20 protein-coding genes are annotated in these 22,646 nt (G+C 69.2%); 8 read left to right on the plus strand and 12 right to left on the minus strand.

The genetic code is table 11. The features are described from left to right. The first annotated feature begins 145 nt into the window (after window positions 1-145). The 4 genes from F0344_RS01730 (at window position 146) to F0344_RS01745 (ending at window position 3,853) form a co-directional block, all read left to right on the plus strand. On the plus strand, window positions 146-1,051 hold the full coding sequence (locus F0344_RS01730) for an NAD-dependent protein deacetylase (protein WP_185297073.1): 906 nt from the start codon (window positions 146-148) through the stop codon (window positions 1,049-1,051). A 198-nt stretch (window positions 1,052-1,249) separates the two neighbouring features. Further along, window positions 1,250-2,206 (plus strand): non-homologous end joining protein Ku, encoded by a 957-nt coding sequence (gene ku, locus F0344_RS01735; protein ID WP_185297074.1) that lies wholly within the window; start codon window positions 1,250-1,252, stop codon window positions 2,204-2,206. Window positions 2,207-2,237: 31 nt separating this feature from the next. Beyond that, window positions 2,238-3,176 (plus strand): ATP-dependent DNA ligase, encoded by a 939-nt coding sequence (locus F0344_RS01740; RefSeq protein WP_185302464.1) that lies wholly within the window; start codon window positions 2,238-2,240, stop codon window positions 3,174-3,176. 158 nt (window positions 3,177-3,334) lie between these two features. Then, complete coding sequence (locus F0344_RS01745; RefSeq protein WP_185297075.1) at window positions 3,335-3,853, plus strand: hypothetical protein; 519 nt, start codon at window positions 3,335-3,337, stop codon at window positions 3,851-3,853. Window positions 3,854-4,166: 313 nt separating this feature from the next. On the opposite strand, the gene F0344_RS01750 is transcribed toward F0344_RS01745, so the two are convergent. The 7 genes from F0344_RS01750 to F0344_RS01780 all read right to left on the minus strand — a co-directional run bounded on the left by F0344_RS01750 (window position 4,167) and on the right by F0344_RS01780 (window position 9,844). Beyond that, entirely contained in the window at window positions 4,167-4,652 is a 486-nt protein-coding gene (locus F0344_RS01750; RefSeq protein ID WP_185297076.1) for a hypothetical protein, read from the minus strand. Between the two features lie 140 nt (window positions 4,653-4,792). After that, the gene (locus F0344_RS01755; RefSeq protein ID WP_185297077.1) at window positions 4,793-4,957 is read right to left on the minus strand and encodes a hypothetical protein; all 165 of its coding nucleotides are present in this window, start codon (window positions 4,955-4,957) and stop codon (window positions 4,793-4,795) included. 158 nt (window positions 4,958-5,115) lie between these two features. After that, the gene (locus tag F0344_RS01760) at window positions 5,116-6,348 is read right to left on the minus strand and encodes a PP2C family protein-serine/threonine phosphatase (RefSeq protein ID WP_185297078.1); all 1,233 of its coding nucleotides are present in this window, start codon (window positions 6,346-6,348) and stop codon (window positions 5,116-5,118) included. A 555-nt stretch (window positions 6,349-6,903) separates the two neighbouring features. Continuing rightward, window positions 6,904-7,755 carry a DMT family transporter gene (locus F0344_RS01765; RefSeq protein WP_185297079.1) on the minus strand — a complete coding sequence of 284 codons (852 nt, stop codon included), beginning with the start codon at window positions 7,753-7,755 and terminating at the stop codon, window positions 6,904-6,906. Window positions 7,756-7,900: 145 nt separating this feature from the next. Beyond that, on the minus strand, window positions 7,901-8,770 hold the full coding sequence (locus F0344_RS01770; RefSeq protein WP_185297080.1) for a universal stress protein: 870 nt from the start codon (window positions 8,768-8,770) through the stop codon (window positions 7,901-7,903). Window positions 8,771-8,943: 173 nt separating this feature from the next. Further along, a complete protein-coding gene (locus F0344_RS01775) occupies window positions 8,944-9,129 on the minus strand; it encodes a hypothetical protein (protein ID WP_374940049.1) in 186 nt (61 codons plus the stop codon). 391 nt (window positions 9,130-9,520) lie between these two features. Beyond that, window positions 9,521-9,844 carry a GNAT family N-acetyltransferase gene (locus F0344_RS01780; protein WP_185297081.1) on the minus strand — a complete coding sequence of 108 codons (324 nt, stop codon included), beginning with the start codon at window positions 9,842-9,844 and terminating at the stop codon, window positions 9,521-9,523. 421 nt (window positions 9,845-10,265) lie between these two features. Between F0344_RS01780 and F0344_RS01785 the strand changes: the two genes are divergently transcribed. The 4 genes from F0344_RS01785 (at window position 10,266) to F0344_RS01800 (ending at window position 15,718) form a co-directional block, all read left to right on the plus strand. Continuing rightward, on the plus strand, window positions 10,266-11,258 hold the full coding sequence (locus F0344_RS01785) for a UDP-glucuronic acid decarboxylase family protein (protein WP_185297082.1): 993 nt from the start codon (window positions 10,266-10,268) through the stop codon (window positions 11,256-11,258). Between the two features lie 121 nt (window positions 11,259-11,379). Further along, the gene (locus F0344_RS01790) at window positions 11,380-13,236 is read left to right on the plus strand and encodes a glycosyltransferase family 2 protein (protein WP_185297083.1); all 1,857 of its coding nucleotides are present in this window, start codon (window positions 11,380-11,382) and stop codon (window positions 13,234-13,236) included. Window positions 13,237-13,282: 46 nt separating this feature from the next. Then, entirely contained in the window at window positions 13,283-14,311 is a 1,029-nt protein-coding gene (gene galE, locus F0344_RS01795; RefSeq protein WP_185297084.1) for a UDP-glucose 4-epimerase GalE, read from the plus strand. Between the two features lie 24 nt (window positions 14,312-14,335). After that, a complete protein-coding gene (locus F0344_RS01800; protein WP_185297085.1) occupies window positions 14,336-15,718 on the plus strand; it encodes a UDP-glucose dehydrogenase family protein in 1,383 nt (460 codons plus the stop codon). On the opposite strand, the gene F0344_RS01805 is transcribed toward F0344_RS01800, so the two are convergent. The 5 genes from F0344_RS01805 to F0344_RS35340 all read right to left on the minus strand — a co-directional run bounded on the left by F0344_RS01805 (window position 15,697) and on the right by F0344_RS35340 (window position 22,619). Further along, window positions 15,697-17,421: a right-handed parallel beta-helix repeat-containing protein gene (locus tag F0344_RS01805; RefSeq protein ID WP_258049583.1), complete on the minus strand. Its 1,725-nt coding sequence runs from the start codon at window positions 17,419-17,421 to the stop codon at window positions 15,697-15,699. The two genes, F0344_RS01800 and F0344_RS01805, sit on opposite strands and share 22 nt — an antisense overlap. Window positions 17,422-18,090: 669 nt before the next feature. Further along, the gene (locus tag F0344_RS01810; protein ID WP_185297086.1) at window positions 18,091-19,020 is read right to left on the minus strand and encodes a hypothetical protein; all 930 of its coding nucleotides are present in this window, start codon (window positions 19,018-19,020) and stop codon (window positions 18,091-18,093) included. Between the two features lie 271 nt (window positions 19,021-19,291). Continuing rightward, complete coding sequence (locus tag F0344_RS01815; protein ID WP_308460883.1) at window positions 19,292-21,865, minus strand: heavy metal translocating P-type ATPase; 2,574 nt, start codon at window positions 21,863-21,865, stop codon at window positions 19,292-19,294. Then, on the minus strand, window positions 21,862-22,176 hold the full coding sequence (locus F0344_RS35335) for a hypothetical protein (RefSeq protein WP_258049586.1): 315 nt from the start codon (window positions 22,174-22,176) through the stop codon (window positions 21,862-21,864). The genes F0344_RS01815 and F0344_RS35335 overlap by 4 nt, the downstream gene beginning before the upstream one ends. After that, window positions 22,176-22,619 carry a hypothetical protein gene (locus F0344_RS35340; RefSeq protein ID WP_258049588.1) on the minus strand — a complete coding sequence of 148 codons (444 nt, stop codon included), beginning with the start codon at window positions 22,617-22,619 and terminating at the stop codon, window positions 22,176-22,178. Before F0344_RS35340 ends, F0344_RS35335 begins: the two co-directional genes overlap by 1 nt. Window positions 22,620-22,646 lie beyond the last annotated feature (27 nt).

Below are 22,646 nucleotides of genomic sequence, written 5' to 3' on the forward strand. Positions count from 1 at the left end.
GATCGGATACGGCGGAAACGGGAGCGGCGCTGACGTCATGGAGGAACGCTACCCCGCTCGGTTCACCGGCGTCATCGACGGCGGAAGCGGGTGACGGAAGCGGGTGACGGCAGCGGGTGACGGGAGCCTTCCGTACGCTGGGGGCATGCGTATGCGCCCCACTCTGAGCTGGGCCCCTACCGAGGACCTGCTTCCGGGCACCACGGATCTGTCGCCGGTCGCCGACGCCCTGCGCGCCGGCGATGTGCTGGTGCTGAGCGGGGCGGGTATCTCCACCGAGTCGGGTATCCCCGACTACCGGGGTGAGGGCGGGAGCCTGAACCGGCACACCCCGATGACCTACCAGGAATTCACCGCCGACGCCCAGGCCAGGCGCCGGTACTGGGCGCGCAGCCACCTCGGCTGGCGCACCTTCGGCCGTGCCAGCCCCAACGAGGGACACCGGGCCGTGTCCGCGTTCGGGCGGCACGGCCTGCTCTCGGGTGTGATCACCCAGAACGTCGACGGTCTGCACCAGGCCGCCGGCAGCGAGGATGTCGTGGAACTCCACGGAAGCCTCGACCGGGCTGTCTGCCTTTCCTGCGGCACCTTCACGCCACGCCGCGAACTCGCCCGGCAGCTGGAGGAGGCCAATGCGGGCTTCAGGCCGGTGGCCGCCGCGATGAACCCCGACGGTGACGCCGACCTCACCGACGAGCAGGTCGGGGACTTCCACGTGGTGTCATGCGCTGTCTGCGACGGCATCCTCAAACCGGATGTGGTCTTCTTCGGCGAAGCCGTACCCCCGAGACGGGTGGAGCAGTGCCGGGAACTCGTCCGCGAGGCTGCCACGCTGCTGGTCCTGGGCTCCTCACTGACGGTGATGTCCGGCCTCCGGTTCGTTCGCCAGGCGGCCCAGGCGGGAATACCCGTGCTGATCGTCAACCGGGATCCGACCCGGGGAGACCGGCACTCCGTCACCCGCATCGCGCTTTCACTGGGAACGGCCCTCACCACCGTGGCCTGCCAACTGGGTATCCCCGTCGACGACGAGACGGCCGGAAGTTCATGACGAGACGGCAGTCCCTGCCGAAGCGGCGGAAGCACCGACCACTCCGCCAGGGCATCTCCGACCGGGCCGGTGATTCACATTGCGGGCCGGGCCGGACCGCGTGAGGATCGGACTACGGACGTGGCCCGGCTCACGTACTTCGTGCAGCCCTTCCGGTCCTCTTCCGACGCACACCACCAGGGGGGCCTGGAGGTAGACATGCCGAGGCCCCTGTGGACCGGTGCGATCAGCTTCGGGCTGGTCACCATCCCGATCAAGGTCGTCTCCGCGACGGAGGACCATGGGATCCGCTTCCGCCAGGTACATCTGGAGGACATGGGCCGTGTCCGTACCCGGAAGGTCTGCCAGGTCGACGACGAGGTCGTACCGCAGGAGGAGATCGGCAAGGGCTACGAGATCTCCAAGGACCAGATGGTTTCGGTGACCGACGAGGAGCTCGACCAGATGCCCCTGCCGACTGCCAAGGCCATCGAGATCGTGGCGTTCGTCGATGCCGACACCATCGATCCTGTCAGGATCAGCGACTCCTACTACCTCGCGATCGACGGACAGGTCGCCGCCAAGCCCTACACCCTTCTGCGGAAGGCGCTGGAGCGTTCCGAAAAGGTCGCGGTAGCCAAGTTCGCCTGGCACAACCGCGAGCGCCTCGGGCTCCTGCGCGTGAGGGAGGGTGCGATCGTCCTGCACAGCATGAAGTGGCCGGACGAGGTCCGCAGCCCTGAATCGCTCGCGCCGAAGCAGGTGGACCTGGCCGAGAAGGAGATCGAGCAGGCCGTCCTGCTCGCCGACTCCATGACGGTGGACGACATCAGCGGCTTCCGGGACGCGTACCGCGATGCACTGGAGGAGCTGATCGAGGCGAAGTCGGAGGGCAAGACCCTGCCCGAGCCGGCCGAGGGGGAGGAAGCGAAGTCCGGGCAGGTCGTGGACCTGATGGCAGCCCTCAACGCCTCCGTGGCCGCGGCGAAGGAATCCCGCGGCGAGGACGCGGGAGAGAGCGGGGACGCGACGGTCCACGCGATGCGGCCCAGCAAGAAGAAGGCGCCCACGAAGAAGGGCACTCCTCCGAAGACGGCTGCGAGGAAGACCACGTCCGGGACCGCGAAGAAGACCGCGGGCAGGAAGACGGCGGCGAAGAAGCGCAGTGCCTCCTGACCCAGTCGCGGCACTCCCCCGGATCGCCCCGATGCTCGCCACACCAGGCGCCCTCCCGCCCCCGGCACTCCAGGAGAAGTTCGGGTTCGAGGTCAAGCAGGACGGCCAGCGAGCCATGATCTACCTGCCCGGCAACGGGAACGTGTCCCTGCGAGCACGCTCCGGGGCAGAGATCACCGCCGCCTACCCGGAACTCGCGGCCCTAGGCTCCGCACTCGACCGACCCGCCGTCCTGGACGGTGAGATCGTCGCCTTCGACAACCAGGGGCGCAGCGACTTCGAGCTGCTGCAGTCCCGGATGGGGTTGACCGGATCACCCGCCAAAGCGGCCCGCATGGCACAGCGGGTACCAGCCCACCTCGTCCTCTTCGACATCGTCTTCCTCGATGCGAGGACCATCACGAAGCTGCCCTACTCCGAGCGCCGAGAGGTACTCGAAGGGCTCGGACTCACAGGCTCGCACTGGTCGACACCCGCGTTCGTCACAGGCCACGGGACCCAGGCCCTGGACATGACGAAGACCGCCGGTCTGGAAGGACTCGTCGCCAAGCGCCTCAAGTCGATCTACGAACCAGGGGCGCGCTCCCGTGCGTGGATCAAGATCCGTCACGTCCGGACCCTGGACGTCATCGTCGGTGGATGGGTACCCGGGCGCGGCCGACTCACCGGCCTGCCCGGTGCCCTGCTCGTCGGCGAGCACGGCGAGCACGGCGAGCACGGACTGCGGTACGCAGGGAGCGTCGGCACCGGCTGGAGCGACACCGAACGCGCAACACTGGCCGAGCTCCTCCACACCGCCACGATCGACCACTGCCCGTTCACCGAGGTCCCACCGGTGGCCGGAGCCCGCTGGGTGCTGCCACGCATCGTCGGCGAAGTCCGCTACGCGACCCGCACCCGGGCAGGACGCCTACGCCAGCCCTCCTGGCACCGGCTACGCCCCGATCTCACGCCCGACGACATCCCCTGACCCGCACCCCGGCCCTTCCTGGCAGCGGTCGGCGGCGACCATCTGGATGCCGCCGGGAGCCGGGCAGGCCGAGCAGTCGGCACGCCTGGGCGGGACTGAAGCGACCTTGTCACCTCACGGCATTTCCCTGCGGCTCGTCGTCTCACTACGGTCGGATCATGACCAATGAAGGCGTAGTCGTCGATGAGGCAATCCGTGCGGCGTGGGACTCCTACCAAGTACTGGAGAAGCGCACTCCCGCTGAGGAGCGCGAGCAGGCGCAACTGCGGGTCACGGCCGCGATGGATGCCTGCGGGCGTCAGGAGGTGTCCCGGGGCACGGTCTTCCTGGTGGGTGTGCTGACCGGTTACCTGATCTCCGAGCAGGCCGGCAGAGAGGATCGTCTTGATCCGCTCAGCGATCTGATCCCCGCTGTGATCCGCAGGCTCCCCACCTTCGAGATGGCCGACCCGGCGGAGGTTCCGATGGCCACCGGTGTCCTCATGGCCGCAGCGATGGGCATGGACACGGTGGCGTGGCGCGACCAGTTCGGACAGATCCCACCGAAGGAAGCCCTGGTGCACAGCTTCGTGCTGTGGCTGCTCGCCGACCTCTTCGACTCCCTGCACGAACGGCCCGGCACCATCGACCGGCTCATGCGGGAGACCTTCGAATCCATGGCCGCCGGGGGCAGTTGATGCCCGGGCGGTGCCCGGGCACAGCACCGCGTACCACCTGATTCGTGCACCGCTGAGGACGGCGCGGAAGGCCGGGCCCTGGGGGCGGCGGTCCCGGCGCCGGCCTCTGGGACGGGACCACGGCTTACGTGCTGCGCAACATCATCGGTCGCTCGATCTGTCCCGCAAAGGATCTCCAGAAGGCGGGCTCAGTCCAGGCGTACAGCGATCGGAACGCGACCAGCTCTTCACGCATGGAGAAGGCCTTGTGCTTGCAGCGCGTGATCCAGTCACATGGCCCGAGGCCGTGACAGCACTCGCCCGGCTCCAGCGCTCACGATCCAGAACGCAGTCCCAGGGCACTGTGTTGCACCACGCCCGAGGAAAGACCGCTCGTTCCCCGAGCCCGGGCAGTCAGCTCCACAAGTCCGGCCCGGAGGTCGGCGGCCGGCTCACCGAGGACGATCGCGCTGATGATCAGTTCCATCATCAGACGGTCGTACTCGTCGCCGATGCTCCGATAGCGCTCCCCATCGGCCTCCACCACGGCAGAGGTGATCCTCCTCCCACCACCGGTCACGGGGGCAAAGGACGCCTCATAGACGCCGCGACCGGTCCAACTCCGGTGCATGAAAACGACATCGCCTTCGACGAAGACCTGCCACTTCTCATCCATGTCCCGGGCTCGATACCCGAGCCGGATCCGGTCCCAGTCCTCGTCAGTCCAGACGCGATCCGGCAACTGGGACACGGGTCTGGGCGTGCTGATCGGCTGGAGGCGCCTGAACGACTCTCGGGTGAGCGATGTATCGGCAGTCATGACGTGATCCTACGGATGCACCACTCCGACGGGCCAGCGGATTGCTTCCAAGAACAAGCGCCCTGGGCAAGGGCTGAACCTCAGCCGTTCCCGGACGCGTCCGGAGCGTCCTGCCAGCGACTTCGCCCGAGTTCTCACCGCTACCCCGGATGGCGGCAGGGACTCGTGGTGCGGCAGTTGGAGAGCCGCAGGCCCTGACGGAAGCGGCGTTCGTCGCGGACGGCGAGTTCCTCGACCAGGACAAGGTCGAGGACGATCGACATCGGCACCCCGCCGAAGTGGGCAAAGGTGATGGAGCTGTTCATTCCCCGGAAGGTGTTCCACCCGCTGTGGCACCTGAAGCGGCACGGCGGTCCGAGCGCGCTGGTGAAGGACGCACGGGAGTGCCGAGCGGGCCTTCGCGGCGTACGTCGCCGACCATGGCGGCCGGGACCAGTCTCGAGGCGAGGAATGCCCCTGAGGCTCACAGGCGGATGACGATCAGGGCGGTGTCGTCGGTGAGGCCGACCGGGGGGATGAGGTCGGTCAGCAGTCTGTCGGCGACCGTGTCCGGGTCCGCGGCGCCGTGACGGGTGATCGATGCGGCGAGCCGGGCGAGTCCGGTGTCGATGTCCTCGCGGCGGCGCTCGATCAGCCCGTCGGTGTACAGGACGAGGACGGAGCCCGCGACGAAGGCGGTGTGGGCCTGCGGGCGGGCGACGTGTTCGGGCCGCGCGCCGAGCGGAGGATCGGTGGCCTGGTCGAGGAAGGTGACCGTGCCGTCGGGGTGCCGCAGCACGGGCGGGGGATGGCCGGCGCTGCTGTAGGTGAGGGTGCGGGCGTTCCAGTCGATGAAGACCGAGGCGGCGGTGGTGGATTCGGCGCCGTTGACGGAGCGTGCGTACAGGCCGACGACTTCCAGGGCCTGGGCGGGACCGTCGGCGACCCGGGAGGCGGCGGACAGCGCGCTGCGCAGTTGGCCCATGACGCCCGCCGCGCGGAGACCGTGGCCGACGACGTCACCCACGGCCACGGCGGTACGGCCGTGGCCGGGCATGTCGACCAGGTCGTACCAGTCGCCGCACACGTTCAGGGCTCCCACCGCGGGCCGGTAGCGCACCGCGGCCCGGTGGTGGCCGAGCGGGCGGGGCGCGGGCAGCATCGCCTCCTGCAGGTGGATGGCGACCTCGCGCTCCCGGGCGTGGGCCTGGCGCAGGCGCTCGTTGACCTCCTGCAGTTCCCGGGCCCGGGTGTACAAATCGGCTTCCAGGACCCGCGCGCGGTCCCCGTCCGGTCCGCCGCCGCGGGCTCGGATGAGTTCGGTGACCTCCTCGACCCGGTGCAGCAGCAGCGCCACGGTGCCGTCGGGGGCCGGAACGGGGACGTTGACCGGGCTCCAGTACCGCTCCTCCCACACTCCCGGCCGGTCCGGAAGCTCCACGTCGTAGCGCTGCAGAGCCATGGTGTCGGGCTCCCCGCTGTCCGCGACCCGCCGCAGCGAGGCGTACAGGTAGCGCATCCCCGTCGCGGCGGCGTCGTTGGGGTTGTCGGGGAAGACGTCGAACAGGTAGCGGCCGATCACCTGCTCGCGGGTCCGACCCGACATCGACAAGAACGCCTTGTTGGCATCCGCGTACACCAGATCGCGCGTCAGCAGCGCCACCGCACTCGGAAGTGCCTGGAAGACCGCCTGGTAGTCGATCCCGGCCTCGCTCATGATCCACCTGCCCGCACTATGACGTTCCGATCTCGTGCTTGCTCAACGGTAGGCACTGTCTGGGATCCGCGTGACCTCGGCCAGTGCGGAGTGAGCCGTTTGGCCCCTGTGCGGGGCCGGTCCGCCGCATGCCCCTGCAGCGGGTCTGGTGGACGATGCCCGGATGAGCGAGGTCGGTCCAGCCCTCGCCGCGCCGCTAGGCGGGGGTGTATGGAACTGCCGGCCAGTGGAGGCGTCAGCCGCGCCTTGCCCGCTCCCTTGCTACGCCGCAGGCGGCGCAGCCGGCCTTTCCGCAGGGAGATGAGCGCGATCTCGCTGCCGGCGAAGAGCACGTTGAGCACGATCAGCGAGGCGATGAGTGCGAGGTCGAACGCGAATCCTTCCATGACGCCACCGTGTCATCCGTTCGGGCGTGCCGCCCTGAGGTGGCCGGGCTGTGTCGCAGATGGTCAGGGTGTGCCGCTCCGGCGGGCGGCTCGGCTGATGGGACCGTCCCTTGCGCCACACGCGTAGCCCGGGACGCCGGGCTGGGCCGTGCCACTGCGGCAAGGACTGTCATTCCGCGGCCAGCGGTGACCGTCCCAGCAACACGATGCCTGTCACGGCCGCCGCCGCTCCGAGCACCTGCGCTGTCAGTGCCCAGCCGGTGAGCGCGAGCTGTTCGCCGAAGACGACGATGCCGATCGCGACGGCGCCGATCGGCTCCATGGTGTCGATGATGGGCAGACTGACGGCCAGAGAGCCGGCCTGGAAAGCGCTCTGCGACAGGACGAGACCCGTCACTCCGACGGCCATCAGCGCATACGGCTCCCAGTGGAGGATCACGTCGAGGCCGTCGGTCCGGATCCGGCTGGCCGTGCTTTTGGCCAAGCCGTCGAGAAGCGCAAGCATCAGTGCCGCGCAGACGGCGTACGCCGCCGTCCGTATCCACCCAAGGCGCCATGCTCCCAGGGGCGCCAGCAGGGCCACGGCACCGACGACCGCCGCGAACGCAGGCACCCAGTCACGGACCCCGGGAACCGTAGCCCCATCAGAGAGCGGCAGTACCATCAGGAACACCGCCACGCCTCCCGCCGTGCAGACCATTCCGGTCTTCTCCCAACGGGTCAGCTGCTCCCCGCGTCGCAGGGCCAGGAACGGCAGCGCGAAGAGGAGATCGGTTGCCGCGAGGGGCAGGACCAGGACCAGGGGACCAAAAGCGAGCGCGAGCCCGAGGAAGGCGAAGGAGAGGATGGAAAGCCCCAGCCCCGCCAGCCATCGGGGCCGGCGGACCAGGTCGAGGAGGAGCCGCAGCCTCATCGACTTCCGCATCGATGCCTGCCGCGCCGCTTCGTGCTGCAGCACTGACCCGATACCGAAACATACGGCGGCCATCAGGGCACTCGATACCGCGACCACGATGTTCATGGGTCAAGAATCCTTATCGCCACGACGGACGTCTGACGCACGAGAGAGCGGCCTGAACAGGCCCATCAGCCTCGGGAGCACGCTGGATGCCGTCGGGGTGCGCGCGGCGGACTTCGACGACGGCATGGTCCGGGCGGCGAAGGCGTCAATCATGGGCGATGACAGCGATGGGCGCCGGGCAGTGGTGAATCAGGGCATGGGTGACGGATCCGATGTGTGCGCCCAGAGTGCCTTTGCGTACACGTCGGCCGACCACCACGAGGTCCGCGTTGTCCGCGGCATGCAGGAGTAGCCGAGCCGGGCCGCCGATGGGCGATCGCTCGACGACCTCCGCGGAAGGGAACTCCCGCCGCCATGGCCTCAGGGCCTCCGTAAGGCGCCGCGCGATGTCGGGGCCCATTTCCCGCTCGGCTGCGACGAGCGCCGAGGCGTCGCGGACCACGGGACTGATCGACCACCCGTGAAGGACCAGGACGCGGTCGCCACGGAGTACGGCCTCCTGGAAGGCGAAGTCGAGAAGCGGAGCGAAGAGCTGGTCGATGTCCACACCGACGACCACGTCGCGCGCAGGGCCGGCCGGGACAGCCCCGTCCGGCCGCCCCGGTGCCCGTACGAGCACGACCGCTCGCTCCGTGACGCTGACCGTCGCCATGCCGACCGACCCGAAGAGGAAACCCCTCACCCCGCCCAGTCCGCGGGAGCCGAGGATGAGGAGACCGGCCTCGGACGCCTCGGTGGCCAGGATTTCGGAGGGCTGCCCTGACCGATGACGGGTCTCGATCTCCAGAGAAGGGTGCTCGCGCCGCACCGCTCCCGCGGCCTCGGCCAGCAGCTCTTCGGCCCAGCGGCTCCGTGCTTCGGGGCCGCCGTACTGTGCGGTCGTCGGCCCCTGCCATTCATCTGCGTAGACGATACGCAGGTTCACTCCGCGTAGCACCGCCTCCCCCGCGGCCCATCCGGCCGCCGCGACGGCCTCGGGCGACCCGTCCACACCGACGGTCACAGGACGGGACATTCTCACGCTCCCTTCTCACAGCGGGTGCGAAGCCTCCCCGGGCGGCGGGCCTCATGACACGCGACGTGGCTCCGCGCAACGGCGAAGGTGAGGAAGTCTCGTCTCGTCGCTCTCGAATATCCGGCACATCCATACGGTCTGTGGTGCGGCATGCCATGTCTGTCAGCGCTTGTTCATCCCGGCCCCGGGGAGCGGGGGCGGCCGTGCGGGCCGGCCGGGGGAACGTGCGCACGGCGGCGGATGTCGAGGGTGGCGCGGTGGAGCGAGCCGCCGAACGGCGCGCAGTGCAGAAAGTGCGCGTAGTGCGGCAGGTCGCACGCGATGGGCTCGAAGCGCCAGCCCTCGGGGGCGCGCAGCATGCGGGGTGTACTCGTGGTCGACCAGCGCCTTGCCCGGGGCGATCTCGGTGTGCGAGCTGACCGGCGACCCGAGGGGGTGCACGCTGTGAGCGGTAATGATCCGTGGCGATGACATCGGGCGTGGCTCCCCTCGTCCCAGCCGTTACCTTTACGCCCCGCAACCTGGCGCACCATGCGGGTCAGACCCCGTACAACCACCATGAAGGATTGTGGCGGGCTTCGCGAGACCTGCGAGGCGTACCGAGAAGGCCCTGGTCAGTCTCGCTCGTCGGCCGCGCAGTGAGCCGGCTGAGGGCCGCGTCGAGGCGGCGGGTGGCTTCCTCCGACTCCGGCGCCCCGGCCGGCGCCGTCTCCGCGCGCACCGGCTCGGTGCGCACCACCACTGTTCTCGTCACTTGTGCCCCTTGCTCCACTCGCGCCGCAGCAGTCCGTACACCAGCTCGTCGACGCGCCGCCCGTCGCGGTGGATGCTCTCGCGCATCACGCCCTCCCGCACGAAACCGGTACCTTCGAGCAGGCGCACGGAACGCGGGTTGTCGGCGAAGACCTCCGCGGTGATCCGCTCGAGTCCGAGCACATCGAAGGCGTGGCCGACCGCCAGCACCACCGCCTGGTGTCCGTGGCCGCGCCCCCACAGTTTGCCGTCTCCAGGGCGGCCTTCTTGGCCTCGGCGGAACGTCTTCCCCAGACGGCGGCCCGACGCTTCTGCAGTCACGGCGCGGATGTGAGGGGCAGCCTCCGACGGGGGGATGAGACTGTTCCGTGAGGCCATGAGTAGGCGATCGGCCTCGACGTGCAACGGGCCGTCGCCCACTTCAGGAACTGCTGATCCTTCCGACCGCGCCTCACACGTTCCAACGGTCGGGTCGCCCGCGCCGTGACCGGCGACGCGCGCGATGGCCGGTCACACGCATGAGTGAAGGGTTCGCACGGCGCCCCGGCCGCCGCTCGCGATGCGATCCCGCGACACATCCGGCTTTGCTGTGCGGACAGTCACGACGGACGTCTTCGCGCATTGCGGCCGAACAGCGCATTCCCCGGAGGGGATTCCGGGCAGTATTCCTGTACGCCCATACTATTTTCCTACGGAATCGAAGAATCGCTTTCCGCTTTCCGTCCCCTCCTGGAGAAAAACCATGCGCGTTGCCGTGACCGGCGGCGGGGGATTTCTGGGCTCACATCTGTGTGAGGCATTGCTGCGGCGCGGGGACGCCGTCGTCTGCCTCGACAACTTCGCCACGGGAAAACCCGAGAACATCGCACATCTGTGCGAGTTCCATGCCTTCGAATTCATTCTCGCCGACGTGAGCGAGGCCGTGCAGGTACACGGCCCCCTTGACGCCGTCGCCCATCTCGCGAGCCCCGCCTCGCCACCCGACTACCTGCGCCAGCCCCTCCAGACGCTCGCCGTGGGCAGCCGCGGCAGCGAGAACATGCTGCGGCTGGCGGAGCAGAACAACGCGCGTTTCCTGCTCGCCTCGACCAGCGAGGTCTACGGCGACCCCCTGGTGCATCCACAGGACGAGGAGTACTGGGGGAACGTCAACCCCGTCGGGCCGCGCAGCGTGTACGACGAGGCCAAGCGGTATGCCGAAGCGGTCACCATGGCCTATCACCGGAGCCGCGGTGTCGACGTGGGGATCGTCCGCATCTTCAACACCTACGGCCCACGCATGCGACCGCACGACGGACGTGTCGTATCCAGTTTCATCACCCAGGCGCTCAGCGGCGAACCGCTCACGATTTACGGCGACGGCAAGCAAACACGTAGCTTCTGCTATGTCGACGATCTGATCCGCGGAATTGTCGCCATGCTGGACTCGTCCGTCACCGGGCCGGTCAATCTCGGCAATCCGGAGGAGCGGACGGTGCTCGAACTCGCGGAGCTCGTCCTCGAACTCACCGGCTCGACATCGGACATCCACTACCACCCGCTCCCGACGGACGACCCCACCCGTCGGCGACCGGTGATCACTCGGGCAGCGGAACTGCTCGGCTGGGACCCCGAGGTGGACGTCCGGCAAGGGCTGCGCAGGACCGTCGACTGGTTCGGCAGCCGACCTCAGGACATCGCGTTGGCAGCGGCAGCGATCCGCGGCGGGCAGCAGGACACCGTCCCGGTTCCGTGACCCCCCGCCGGCTTCCCACTCGGTGTCTGCCCTGCGAGAAGGCGTGCCGATCCACCGGTGGACGGGCACGCCTTCACGCAGGGCCGCACAACACCGGCGACCTTCCTCCTGGAGCACACCCATGACGCAGGCCGCACCTGGCCCCGCTCTCAACTCCGACACGATCACCCTTACCCCGCCGGACGCGCCGGCCGACGAGCTCCACACGCTCTCCGCCGGCAACGTCGTGGGTATCTCCCCCGACGGGCCCGTGTTCGGGACTCCTCCCCGTACGGCCCCCACACGAGCCGACAGCTTCGTCGCCCAGTTCTCCCGCGCCGACCGGGTCAAGGTGATGCTGCTCAGCGCCGGGTGGCTCGCCGGGCTCGTCTGGTTCTGGGTCTGGTGGCTCCAGCCCGGGCACCGGGTCGGCTGGGTGGGTCTGATCGTCAACAGTGCCCTGCTGGTCTACCTCACGGTGCTGCCCTTCCACTTCGTCTTCGTGTGCGCCCGGATGCGGCGCTTCAACCCGGCGATCGCGGTACCTCGGGTACGGACCGCCTTCGTGGTGACCCGTGCGCCCTCCGAGCACTGGGACATGGCCCGGGCCACACTGCGCGCAATGCTGGATCAGACGTTCCCTTACGCCTACGACGTCTGGCTCTGCGACGAGGAACCGACGCAGGAGATCTTGGACTGGTGCCGGGAGAGCGGGGTCGGGCTCTCCTGCCGGCGCGGTGTCACCGAGTATCACCGGGCCTCCTGGCCGCGCCGGACCCGGTGCAAGGAAGGCAACCTCGCCCACTTCTACGACCACTGGGGTTACGAGGACTACGACGTCGTCGCCCAGCTGGACTGCGACCACGTCCCGCACCCCGACTACCTCGTCGAGGTCGTGCGGCCCTTCGCCGACCCGGCGATCGGCTACGTCGCCGCACCGAGCATCTGCGACTCCAACGCCGAGGCTTCCTGGTCGGCGCGCGGCAGGCTCTACCGTGAGGCGGTGTTCCACGGTGCTTTCCAGCTCGGGCACTCCGAGGGTTACGGCCCCCTGTGTATCGGCTCCCACTACGCCGTACGCACCCAAGCCCTGCGGGACATCGGCGGTCTTGGCCCCGAGCTCGCCGAGGACTTCTCCACCACCTTCCTTCTGAACTCCGCCGGCTGGCACGGCGCGTTCGCCATCGACGCCGAGGCGCACGGCGAGGGGCCGATCACGTTCGCGGCCATGGCCACCCAGGAGTTCCAGTGGTCGCGCAGTCTCGCCGTCCTCCTCTTCGGCATGCTCCCGAAGCATCTGGGCCGGATGAGTCGTCGCCTGCGCCTGCGGTTCGGGCTCATCGCCCTGTACTACCCCCTACTCGCGACAGCGACCGCCGTGGGCATCGCGCTCCCCCCTGTCGCCGCCGTCACCGGCCTGCCCTGGATCAACGTCAACTACTTCTCCTTCCTGGGCCACTTCTGGGCCATGTCTGTGTGGCTGATCCTCCTCACCCTGATGGTGCGCCGCTGTGGCCTGCTGCGCCCGCGTGATGCCCCCGTGCTGAGCTGGGAGAACTGGCTCTTCGTACTGGCCCGTTGGCCCTTCGTCGTCTGGGGCATCGGCGCTGCACTGTTCCAGCGGCTCCGTCCACGGCCCGTCGTCTTCAAGGTCACCCCCAAGTCCCGCAACGGACTCGAGCCACTGCCCCTGCGCCTGATCGTCCCCTACGTGCTCATCAGCTGCGCGCTCTCGTCGGCTGCGGTGGTCGGCGAACTCACCGGCCCCGCAGCGGGCTACGTCTTCCTGTGCATCCTGGGCTCACTGTCCTACGTCGTGGTCACCTTCGCCGTGTCCGCCCTGCATGTCGTCGAGGCCGCCCGGGGAGCCGAAGTTCGCACCCACCGAGCTCTCGTCACCGCGTGGCCGGCCCTGCTCGCGGGCACCCTCGCACTGCTTCCCCTGACCCTGGCCGCATTCCTGTACCCGGCCTACCTCGCCGGTGTCCTGGGCTGGTGACTCGGCTCGTCCACTCGCCCAAAACCGCGAACCAGAAAGGTGCCCCATGCCCGGTTCCTCCACTGTCCTCGTGACCGGCGCCGCCGGCTTCATCGGCAGCCACACGTGTGTCGAGCTTCTCGAGCACGGCCAGGAGATCGTGCTGGTCGACAACTACTCCAACAGCTCACCCGAAGCCGTGGAACGCATCGCCAAGGTCGCCGGCCGCCCGCCGGCCGCCGTGTACGAGGCCGACCTGCTCGACCGGCGAGCGCTCGGCAAGGTGTTCGAGGCCCATTCCTTCGACGCCGTCATCCACTTCGCCGCCAAGAAGGCGGTGGGCGAGTCCGTGGAACAGCCGGTCGACTACTACGACACGAATGTCGGCGGGACGACCGCGCTGCTGCGCGCGATGCACGACCACGGCGTGCGCCGTCTGGTCTTCTCGTCCTCGTGCTCGATCTACGGCGATGCCACCAAGGTTCCGCTGACCGAGAGCGACCCGGCCCGCCCCACCAACCCGTACGCCACCTCGAAGTGGCTGTGCGAGCAGGTCCTGTCGGACGTCTGCCGCCGGCTCCCGGAGCTCTCGGTGCTGGCGCTGCGGTACTTCAACCCGGTCGGCGCCCACCCCTCAGGACTGCTGGGCGAAGTACCCCACGGTGTTCCCGACAACGTCATGCCGTACATCGCGCAGGTCGCGGCCGGCCGACTCGGCCGACTGAAGATCTTCGGCGACGACTACCCCACTCCGGACGGCACAGGGGTTCGCGACTACATCCACGTGATGGACGTCGCTGAGGGACATCGCGTCGCCCTGGACCACCTCGACGACGAGCGCGGCATGCGGGTCCTCAACCTCGGTACAGGCCGGGGAACCTCCGTACGCCAGCTGCTGGCAGCTTTCGCGGATGTCTGCGGAGCGCCGATTCCCTACGAAATCACCGGCCGTCGGCCCGGTGACGTGGCCGAGCTCGTCGCCGACCCCACCGCAGTGGCACGGGCCTGGGGCTGGGCCACCACACGGGACCTGACCGCCATGGTCGAAGACGCGTGGCGCTTCCAGCAGATCAACCCGTCCGGCTATGGGAACTGAACCTCGGATCAGGAGAAGAACAAGATGCGGCTGACCGTGATCGGAACGGGCTACCTGGGTGCGGTGCATGCCGCGTGCATGGCGGACATCGGACACGAGGTGCTCGGCGTCGACGTGGATGCCCACCGGGTCGCGATGCTCGGCGAGGGCAGGACCCCCTTCTACGAACCAGGGCTCCAGGAGACCCTCGCCCAGGGTGTCGGCTCCGGCCGCCTCCGGTTCACCACCTCGCTGCGCGAGGCCGCCGAGTTCGGGGATGTCCACTTCATCTGCGTCGGCACCCCGCAGAAGGAGGGTTCCCACGCTGCGGATCTGCGGTACGTCGATGCCGTCGTCGATGAGCTGGCGCCTCACCTGCGACGGCCGTGCCTCATCGTGGGCAAGTCGACGGTGCCCGCCGGCACGACGTCCCGGCTCGATGTACGCCTCGAAGCGCTCGCTCCCGAGGGCGCGGACGCCGAGGTCGCCTGGAACCCCGAGTTCCTCCGCGAGGGCCATGCCGTCGAGGACACGCTGCGGCCCGAACGGATCGTGGCAGGCGTCTCGTCACCGCGTGCCGACGCTGTCCTGCGGGAGGTGTACGCGCCCATGCTGCAGGCCGGTGTTCACTACATCAGCACTGACCCGACGACCGCCGAGCTGGTCAAGGTGGCGGCGAACTCCTTCCTCGCCACCAAGATCTCGTTCATCAACGCGATGGCCGAGGTGTGCGACGCGGTCGGCGCGGACGTGTCCACCCTGTCGGAGGCCCTCGGCCACGACCCTCGGATCGGACGCGCCTTCCTCTCCGCGGGCCTCGGATTCGGCGGCGGTTGTCTGCCCAAGGACATCCGGGCGTTCATGGCGCGCGCCGGGGAACTCGGTGTCGGCGACTCCGTGGCGTTCCTGCGCGAGGTCGACGAGATCAACGGGCGTCAGCGGCACCGCACGGTCGGCATCGCGCGGAACATGGTCGGCGGGGACTTCGCGGGCCGCCGTATCGCCGTGCTCGGCGCCACCTTCAAGCCGGACAGCGACGACGTAAGGGACTCACCCGCACTCGCCGTGGCCGCCGCGGTCCACCGCGAGGGCGCGGCCGTCAGACTGTACGACCCGCAGGGCATCGAGAACGCCCGGTCCGTACTGCCACAGATCGAGTATGTCCACGACGTGGCGAAGGCGTGCGAGGGCGCCGAACTCGTCCTGCACCTCACGGAGTGGGCCGAATTCCGCCGGATCGACCCCGCGGTGCTCGCTGCCGCCGCTTCCGAACCGCGGATCCTCGACGCCCGCAACGCACTGGACGCCCCGCTCTGGCGCTCCGCGGGGTGGACCGTGCGCGCGCTCGGAAGGCCGGCGCCGCCTGCCCTGCCCAACCAGCAGGCGACCGCCCCCGTGGCCGTGGCCTACTCCTCCGAACTGGGCTGAGCCGCACCGGCGGCGGCTGTCGGGGCGAGGCGCTCACCGAAGTAGTCGACGGCTCCGGGATCGACACCCAGCTTCTGGAGATTCAGCGCCGCCGCGGTCAGTTCGTCCGTGCAGCCAGGCACCATCAGAGCGGCCCCCTTCACACTTCTGACGGGGGCCGTCGTGCTCTCCAGACACGGATCGGCTGCCGAGCCCGTGGGGCCGGATTCGTCCTGCTCCTGACCGTCGGCGGAACGCCAGGAGTTGAGCGTCAGATGGCTCTGGGCGCCCCACCGCACCTTCCAGGTGTCCGTGCTGAAGTAGTCGTTGCCCTGCAGGATCACGTCGTCCGACGCGAAGGCCTTGGTCGATAGCACGAGCGGAGCGCCGTCCGTCACGAAGATGTTGTTCCGGATCCTGGCGCTCGTCAGTCCCGTCTCCAGGCGCAGGGCGGGCGCGTCCTCCGATGCGCGGCTCGATGCCTTCATCACCACGGTGTTGTGGTAGATATCCAGGTCCCTGACGAGGCCGCCGTACGCGACGATCCCGCCGTACTGAGGGTGCTTCCGGGAGTCGTCGTGGCTCAGGTTGAAGCGCACGACGTTGTCCCGGTGCGCGCCGTTCCGGTCGCGGGTGTAGAGGAGATAGCCCGGTCCGTCGTTCCCGAAGGCGAAGTTGTACTGGAGGACCGACGAGGAGACGTTGTTGTCGAGGCCGAAGCCGCCACCGTCCACATGAGAGCCCGACCGGTTGGCGTACGAGACGTTGTGCTCGATGACCACGCGGGTGGAGTCGTAGGCCCAGATCCCCTCTGGCCCTTCCTCCGCCCGGCTCGACGACTTCCGGCCGTTGTGATGCGCCGACGAGCGCCGGACCTTGGCGTCGCGGACGCTGCCCAGCATGATGCCGCTACCGGTGTTCCGGTCGGCCGACTTCGGATCGCCGTCGTTCTCGTACGCCTTCACCCGGGCCAGCGAGACTTTCTCGTGGGCGTACAGGGGGTCGTCCGCGTCGAACGCGGGCCCCACGGAGGAGATACCCGCGTCCTTGTTGCCGTGGACGGCGGTGTCGCTGATGCGCACGTCGCGGAAGCCGGTTCCTCGGTTGGCGCCGGCGAGTGTGACACCGTTGCGGAAGTGCGAGATGTCGAGGCCGGAGAGGACCACGTGCGACAGTTTCCGGTCGTCCGCGAGGTTACTGAAGAACCGGACCCCGGCGCTACGGGTGAACGAGCGGTCGTCTCCGACCAGTTCGAGGTCCCGGATCTCCACTCCCGCCGTGTTGTAGACGGAGATGCCTGGCGTTCCGGCTGTCTCGATCGTCGCGCGGCCGCCGCCGTACGAGTCGACCACCACCGGTTTCTTCGCTCTGCCCGCCTCGTCCTCGTCGAGCGAGAGGGAGCCGCGGTAGCGGGCACCCGCTCGTAGCCGGAGACGGTCACCCGGTCTGTAGGTCACCGCGTCCGCCTTGCGCAGCGTCCGCCAGGCCCGCTCCGGGGAGAGACCGTCGTCGTCGTCGTCGCCGTCGGGACTCACGTAGAAGGTGAACCCGTCGGCGGCGTTCTTGCGGGGCGGCACATAGGTGTCCGGCAGCGAGCAGCCGGACGCAGCAAGCAGGGCGGTGACCAGCGCACACGGCAGGGCGCGTGAGCGGTACCGCCCCGGGGCCTGCCGACCACGCGGCTCCTCGGACGTGGCCCCCTGCTTCTCCGTTCGTTCCTGCATCGACGCTCGCGCTCCCTGGCTGTCTGGTGCATCAACGGTGCTCAGGCAGCCTGACAGAGAGTCGGGGGCCGCCACCGGCAATGACATGACGCACAGGGCTGAAGAATTACGCCAGGGTGAACGAACCAGCACGAGTCCGGGGCCCCTCGCTTCGAGCAGCGAGGGCCCCGAAGGGAGTGTGCACATTCCGTGAATGATCTCCGCCAGCCCCTCCCCGAATCCCATCCCGCCCGTGATGTGGGCGCGGAAGACTTGCGTGTCTCGCATCCACTGAGCATGGCCATCGGCGTACCGATGCAGCGATCGACGAAGCCAGCGGAAAGGAGATCCGCTACGAAATCGAGGACCGACACCCGCCCAGCTGGCACACCACTGCGCACGGCCTCCTGGGGGAGGCCTCCGGAGACCGGTGCGCGGCGGCGGGAACGGCTGGTGCGGCGAATGCTGTGCCTCCCCGGGCGCTGCGCGACTCCGACCGGCCCGCCACCCGCACCAGCCAACATTGCCAAGCCGAGTGCCAGGCCCCCGCCACCGTGAAGATCGCAGTGAGCGCTGGGCCGAAGACGGCAGGCTCCCGGCGGGAATCGTGGGCGGGCTCTCGATGGGCACGGGTGGCACCGTCCCAGCCGTCCGACACAGTGAGTCAAAGCAAGTGAGTCGAGAGGGGTGTCATGCCCTGGTGAGGTCTATCACCGTGGACTGGTTGGTCGTCACCGTGACTCCGTAGTCGCGGTCGTCTGCCGTCGCCGTCGCCGACAAGCCCGCGGAGCCGGACTGGAAGGGAAGGGCGTCCTGCGAGTCTGCGGGGGTCGCGGTCCAGTGGACCGGAGCGCCTGGGGTGCACTCGACCGTGGTCTTGAACCAGTTGCTCGCGGTCACGCGCTTCTGAGCCTGAGTAAGGCGGCCGTCGACGGTGACCTGCGCCGGCTTATTGCACGTCACCGTTCCACCGACGGTGGGCTGGCCGCCAGGTGCGGGCACAGTGCCCTGCGGGTCGAGGGCGAGGCCGAGGGCGAGCGCGGCCGGCGGCTCGGGCATGACGGAGTGGACCTCGCCGCGCAGGGCCAGCCCGGAGCCGTCGCAGTACTGTTCGAAGGTCGCGTCGAGCGCGCGTACCGAACCGTACGGGCCGAAGCTGATGTTCGAGATGGTAAAGGAGCCGGTACTGCTGCTCGCGCAGTCGCGGTCGGTTCCGCTGAAGTTCAGTTCCGAGTCCGTGGACCCGGCGTAGGGCCACCGCAGCGCCCCGGTGTAGGTGGTGCCGCTGGTGAGCTTCTCGCCGTCAGGGGCCGCCATGTTCAGAGCCCAGCGGTTGCCGTCGGGGGTGAGGACCTGGACGAAGACGCTGTTCTCGTCCCTGGCGCCAGAGACGTCGAAGGCATCGCCCGCATCGGTCGTGAACTGCTGCGACTGCCCACCGGATATCTTCTCGCCCGGGTCGCCGCTGAAGGTGAGCGATCCCGAGTCGGCCGCGTGGGCAGAGGCCGTGCCCGCGAGCGGACCGACCGTCGCCACCAGGGCCAGGGCCGCCGCGAGGACCGCCGTGGCATGGGCCAGTCTGCGTCCGACCGCGCCGCCGGATGCCGTAGTGCGCTGCATTGAGGTTCTCCTCCGAGAGGGTCCCCGGCCCGGTAGGCCGGATGTGATCAAGGACGTAGCGGACGGAGTGTGCCAAGCAGCCCCGGAGACTTCAACTCATCTCACATATAGATCAATTGCGTCACATAGCGGACCCGGAGACGACACACCAGCCGGGCACGGAAGGTGGCAAGAACCGCAGTGCTGTCAATACTCGTGAACATCACCCGACCGGGGAACGGGGTGCCTCCCAAACCGCGGCAGGCCGTCCATGGCCGCGTAGCCCTGGAGATCAGGCGGCACGGCGGCGGGCGTTCAACCCGGCGCTCTCGCTGGTGGCGAGGGCGGCTGGGGCGCTGGGGGGTTGATCGGCGGGAGGCGGTGTCGTGCCGGGAAGGCGGAGGCGTTTGAGGGCGAGGGCGTTGACGGCGACGATGATGCTGGACCCGGACATGGACAGCGCGGCGATCTCCGGCCGCAGCACCAGGCCGGAGGCGGGCTCAAAGACGCCCGCGGCAATCGGCAGCGCGATGGCGTTGTAGCCGATGGCCCAGCCAAGATTCTGCCGCATCTTGCGCAGGGTGCCGCGGCCGATGCGCAGCGCCGAGGCAACATCCAGTGGGTCGGAGCGCATCAGGACGAGGTCGGCGGTCTCGATGGCCACGTCGGTGCCGGCCCCGATGGCGATGCCGAGGTCGGCCTGGGCGAGGGCGGGTGCGTCGTTTACGCCGTCGCCGACCATGGCCACCTTCCGGCCGTCCCGCTGCAGCTCGGCCACCTTGGCCGCCTTGTCCCCGGGCAGGACCTCGGCGATGACTGTGTCGATGCCCAGACGGTCCGCGATCCGCTCGGCGGTGGCCTGGTTGTCGCCGGTGAGCATGACCACTTCGACGCCGAGGGCGTGCAGTTCGGCCACCGCGGCGGCCGAGGTCTCCCGGGGCGCGTCGGCGATGCCGATCAGGGCCGCCGCCTGTCCGTCGACGGTGGCGATGACGACGGTACGGCCGGTGGCGGCCAGCGCCTCGCGCTGGGCGGCCAGTTCGCCGAGGTCAACGCCTTCGCGCATCGCAAGTCTGCGGTTGCCGACCGCGACCCGGTGGCCGTCGACGACCGCGGTCGCACCGTGGCCGGGGACGTTCTCGAAGTGCCACGCGCTCACTGCCGCCACGGCCCGGCTCTCGGCGTACCGGACGACGGCTTCGGCCAACGGGTGCTCGGACTCACGCTCCAGCGCCGCGACCAGCCGCAGCAACTGGTCCTCGTCCGTTCCCGGGGCGGTGATCAGGTCGGTCACCTCCGGCTCGCCCTTGGTCAGGGTGCCGGTCTTGTCCATGACCACGGTCTGGATCCCCGCCGATGCCTCCAGGGCGACGGCGTTCTTGAACAGCACCCCGCGCCGGGCGCCCAGTCCCGTGCCGACCATGATGGCCGTAGGGGTGGCCAAACCCAGGGCGTCCGGGCAGGTGATGACGACGACGGTGATGGCGAACAGCATCGCGGTGCCCAGCGAGCGGTCGGTGGCCAGCAGCCAGACGGCCAGCGTCGCGGCGCCGCCGATCAGGGCGACGAAGACCAGCCAGAACGCGGCCCGGTCGGCCAGCCGCTGGCCCGGGGCCTTGGAGTTCTGTGCTTCCTGGACGAGTTTGACGATCTGTGCCAGGGCGGTGTCGGAGCCGACCTTGGTGGCGCGCACGCGGAGCGTGCCGTTGGCGTTGATGGTCGCTCCGACGACCTGCGAGGAGGGGACCTTGTGGACCGGCAGGCTCTCCCCGGTGACCATCGACTCGTCGACCTCGCTCTCGCCCTCCTCCACGAGCCCGTCTACGGCGATCTTGGCTCCGGGCCGGACCAGCAGCAGATCGCCGACCACGACCTCGGCGGTGGGCACCTCCACCGGCTCCCCGCCCCGCACGACCAGGGCCTTGGGCGGGGCCAGGTCGAGCATGGTGCGGATCGCGTCGTTGGCGCCGCCCCGGGCCCGCATCTCGAACCAGTGGCCGAGCAGCACGAACGAGGCCAGCACCGTGGCCGCCTCGTAGAAGACGTCGCCGCCCCCGGTGAGCGTGATGATCAGCGAGTACAACCAGCCGGAGCCGACGGCCACCGCGACCAGCACCATCATGTCCAGGGTGCGGGCACGCAAGGCCCGCACCGCGCCGCCGAAGAAGATCGAGCACGCGTAGAAGATCACCGGCAGGCTCAGCAGCAGCGCCCAGACATCCTGGCGCAGCCCGAAGGGAACCGGGGCGTCCAGACCGAAGACGTCCTCGCCGATCGGCGACCAGATGACGATGGGGAGCGAGAACAGCAGCGCCACCAGGAAGCGGTTGCGCATGTCGGCCACCATCGCTGCCATCGACATGGCCTCGTGCCCGCCGTGCCCCATCAGCTCGTGCGGCGTCGGCATCCCCTCGGCCTCGGCGGGAGCCTCGGCCGCCGCGTGCTCGACGTGCTCGGGGTGCCCCGCGGGCGCGGTTGGAGCGGCCACTCGCGCGGCATGGCCCTCATGAGTCACATGACGGTCCTCTGCGGCTTCGACAGCAGGGTCCGGCTCGGCCATCGGATCACAGACATGGGACGGCACCGACTGGCCCGCGCAGTGGTAACCGCATTCCTCAACCCAGCGGCGCAGCTCGGCCAGCGACGTGCGCCGCGGATCGAAGACCACCGTCGCCGACTGCGCGACCGGGTTGACCTCGACCTGAAGTACGCCAGGCCGCCTGCCCAGCACAGCGGCGACGGTGCTCTGCTGAGACGCCCACGCCAGGCCGCGCACATCCAAAACCGCAGTACTGCGCTCCCTACCGGGACCCTCGCAGTGAGGCGCGTCATAATCGTGATGATCCGCGTGATGAGGCACGGTCACCCCTCCTTCGACGGGTGAGACCGGGACAGCCAGCGGGCGGCGCGCCGGTTCTGAGAGCCTGCGGCCAATTGTCCCCCAATCGCACGCCTGGGCAACAGCCGGAGCCGGGACGGAGCGGTGAGCGCGGCAAGGATCCGAGCCGCCTGGACGACCGACGCGGTCAGCATCAGGAAGCTGCCCAGGACGAAGATTCCGGTGGCGGGCCCGGGATCCGACCGCAGCCCGTAGTACAGCCTGCCCGCGGCGAGGATCGCTGTGGCGGTGAGCGCCCAGAACCAGCGCCGTGCGCGCCGCACGGCAGTGGTGTCCATCAGTGTCCCTTCGGATTGGCGATCCACACCTGGACGGTGATGGCGGCAAGAGCGAGCAGCAGCACGACAGCAGCGCCGAGGGCGAGCTTGCGCTCGCGCCATCGCCGCTTCGGGCTGCGGTCGAGGAGCGGCACGAGGAGGATCAGTCCGAACACGCCCGCGATGACATACGCGATCGACGCGACTCCGAACCACTCCTCCATGGGAAAGAACCACCAGAACATCCACAGCGGGCGGGTGACCTCGATCCCCTCGACCGGTGTCGGGCCGACGACGGGCGGCACCAGCCCGCCGAGGACGGACAGCACCCCCAGCAGGACAAGGCCGAAGGCCGCCACCCGCTTCAGGTGCGTGGTGAACGGCTCGGGCGTCTCCACCTCGGGCACCGGGATCTCGGGATGGGTTGAGATCTTGTGCCGCTTGACCAGCAGCGCGTGCCACACAAACCAGGCCAGGGATGATCACCACAT

The sequence above is a fragment of the Streptomyces finlayi genome (genome assembly GCF_014216315.1).
In the GTDB taxonomy this organism is placed as follows: Bacteria; Actinomycetota; Actinomycetes; order Streptomycetales; family Streptomycetaceae; genus Streptomyces; species Streptomyces finlayi_A.